We start from the raw sequence: 3,228 nt of genomic DNA on the forward strand, positions 1-3,228 counted from the left end.
AAATATGAGTATGCAAGGTATAGAGGCTAAAGCATTTTTGGATACTTTAAGAAGTGATATAGTATCTTTTTATGCATCTTGTATTATTTTATTTTTTTCCTTTTTATACCTTTTAATGGATAGAGAAAAAAATAAAAGTGAATTTTATCCTTTATTTTTATTTATGGTTTCTTCATTATTATTGATGGTTTCAAGTTCTAATTTGATTTTAATTTTTATTGCTCTTGAAGGATCTTCCTTAGCCCTTTATACATTGATTGCTATGAGAGGAACGCAAAATGCTATTTCTTCTAGTATTAAATATTTTAGCGTTGCTGCTGTTGGAGCAGGATTTTTTACTCTTGCTTGTGCATTATTTTATATGAAAACAGGCAGTTTAGATCTAAATTCTACCCTTGCGTTAAAAAATGAATTTCAAAAAGATCCTTTATTTTTAAGTATAGGGGTTATTATTTTTATTTTATGTGCCATCAAGCTTTCTTTAATACCTTTTCATTTTTGGTTAAAAGATGTTTATTATGCGGCCCATACAAATTTGGTTGCTTTTATTTCAGTTGTTCCAAAAGTTGCTATACTTGTTGTTATATTAAGAATTTTTAATTTTATGAGTAATTTAGGATTTGAATATATTATAATGATAATAGCAGTTTTTTCTATGATATTAGCAGCTATAAGTTCATTAAGCCAGCAAAATATTAAAAAAATGTTAGCCTATAGTTCTGTGGTTCATTCTTCTTTTGTATTATGTGCTTTAATTCCTTTGTTGCGATACAATCAAGAAGATTTTAGTTTGAGCTTAATTCCTATTTTTGGATATTGGGTATTGTTTGCTTTTGCTAACTATGCTATCTTTTTAATTTTAAGTCTTTTAAAGAAAAGTTCTTATGAAGATTTGCAAGGAATTTTAACTAAAAGACCTTTAATAGCTATTTGTTTAGGAATTTGTGTTCTTTCTTTAGCTGGGATTCCTCCTTTTGGGGTATTTTGGGGTAAGGTTATGATTTTAAAATCTATTATAGAAAATGGCTATGGATATTTAGCTTTATTTATTGCTTTAAGTTCTATGATTATGCTTTATGCCTATATTAAAATTATTATTAATGCATTCTTTATAAAGAAAGATAAGATTTATATCACCAAATTAAATTTTAGACAAAATTTAGTATTGATTTTATGTATTGGCGTAAATATTTTAGCACTATTTTTCATGTTGTAGGAGTTTTTGTAATTAATTTATGAAAATTTTAATTTTAATATTATTAAGCATTATAAAACTTTTTGCATTTGATTTAGTGTTAAATACAGGTCGTGAGAATAATCAACCTTTTGCAATTTTACATATTAATAATGATCAAGAATTTACATGCAAAAGTGTTATTGAAGATACTAAAATTCACTACGAATGTGAAATTTTAGGTGTAGTAAATAATGAGTTAAAAGATCAAAATTTTGCTTTATTTGATCTTAGATTTATTAAAGAAGATCAAAAAATAAAATTATTAATCTTTCCAAAAGTTGATACTAAAGTATATAATTTTTCGCAAAATATTTTTATGGATACTGAAATTCGCACTGATAATTCTTTAAAATCAAAAAGTCTTACATTTGCTTTTGTGCCAAATATTGCTAATACTAAAGAGTACAATGGTTTAGAATTTCCCATAGATTTTCCTCATCAAAGCCTTCCTTATATAGGAGCTCTTGATTTAAACTCAGATCCGGTATTTATCCCTCAAAGTGCTGACATTAATACTTTTTTACGTATAGAAAAAGACTATCAAAAACAAAATTATGAACAAGTTATTACAGATGCAAGAAATGCTATTAATCGTTATAAAGGTAGTATTTTTATGAGTGAATTTGCTCTTTATAAATTAAGGGCACAAAATAAAATTTATACTCAAAATTCAGATTCTAGAGATCAACAGATTTTAGAAAGTATGATTGATGATGCTAAAAATTGGATGAGGACTTTTACAAGTGATAAAAATTTTCCAGAAGTTTTATATATCATGCTAAGAACATATATAGCACTTTCTCAAAAGGCTGATGTTGATTATGTAATGTCGATTTTAAATAATGAGCAAGCAAATAATTATTTTACAGATCTTGCAAGACTTGATTATGCTGATTACATTTATGATTTAGGAGATAAAGAAAGAGCAATTTCAATTTATGAAAATACTTTCTATAATAATAAAAATTTAGATCTTGCAGCAAGATCTGCTTTATCTTTATCAAAAGATTTGATAACAAATAATAAAATAAAACAAGCAATTGATTATATTGATATTGTTTTAAAAGCAGATCCAAAATATTTTGGAAAAGATATCTCAAGAGCATTAGATCTTGCTAATCTTTTTTATAAAAATCAAAAGTATGATACAAGTTCTTCAATTTATGAGGATACTTTTGAACAAATGGATAAAACAGATCCTCGTTATGAAAATGTTTTAAAAAATTTAATTTTTTCTTTGCTTCATACTAAAGAAGCTTTAAAGGCAAAAAAATATATAAATTTATATATGAATGAATTTGTAGATGGGCTTTATATTGATGAAATTAGAAAAGCTAATGATGAAGTTTTTTTAAAATTAGATGATAATAATGCAACCTTACTCCATCAACGTTATGAAGAAATAATAAAACAATATGAACAAAGTGATCAAGCTATTAGTAATAAAGCCTTAGAAGAAGACATTAAACTTTATTATAAAGAGAAAAATTATCCAAAAATAATTACTTATAAAGATCAAATTGAGAAAATCAAAATTCCTTCAACTCTTAAAATTTTAGAAGATTCTGCTACTTTTTTACTTAGCGAGGAATTACAAAAAGATGATTGTATTAGAGCAAGTGAAATTTTTGAAGAATTTAAAGCTTATGATATAGGGCAAAAAATTAGCAATAAAAAGAAAATGCTTACTTGTTTTCAAAGAACATCTAGATTAGATGAAGCTTTGCAATACATTGATAAAAATTATCACGAAGATAGTATTTTTTATGGATTACAAAAAGCGCAAATTTTATTTGATAATAAACAATATACTCAAGTGATTAAAATTGCTGATGAAATCATAAATTCAAGAATATTAAAAAGCGATGAAGAAAATTTTAAAGCTTATTATTTAGAATTTTTATCTTATTTGCGTTTAAATGATTATAATAAAGCAATGGATATTTTACAAATTTTAGAGAGTTTTCCTATGAATTTTAATATGGTAGAGC

At 24.8% G+C, this 3,228-nt stretch carries 2 protein-coding genes; both read left to right on the top strand.

Features of this window, described 5'->3' with window-relative positions; translation table 11 throughout:
• A partial coding sequence (locus JG677_RS07535; protein WP_200286027.1) for an NADH-quinone oxidoreductase subunit N occupies positions 1–1,216 on the top strand: 1,216 nt, incomplete at its 5' end.
• A 19-nt stretch (positions 1,217–1,235) separates the two neighbouring features.
• A partial coding sequence (locus JG677_RS07540; protein ID WP_200286028.1) for a DUF7494 domain-containing protein occupies positions 1,236–3,228 on the top strand: 1,993 nt, incomplete at its 3' end.

It is taken from the genome of Campylobacter sp. TTU-622, from assembly GCF_016598965.1.
GTDB lineage: Bacteria > Campylobacterota > Campylobacteria > Campylobacterales > Campylobacteraceae > Campylobacter_D.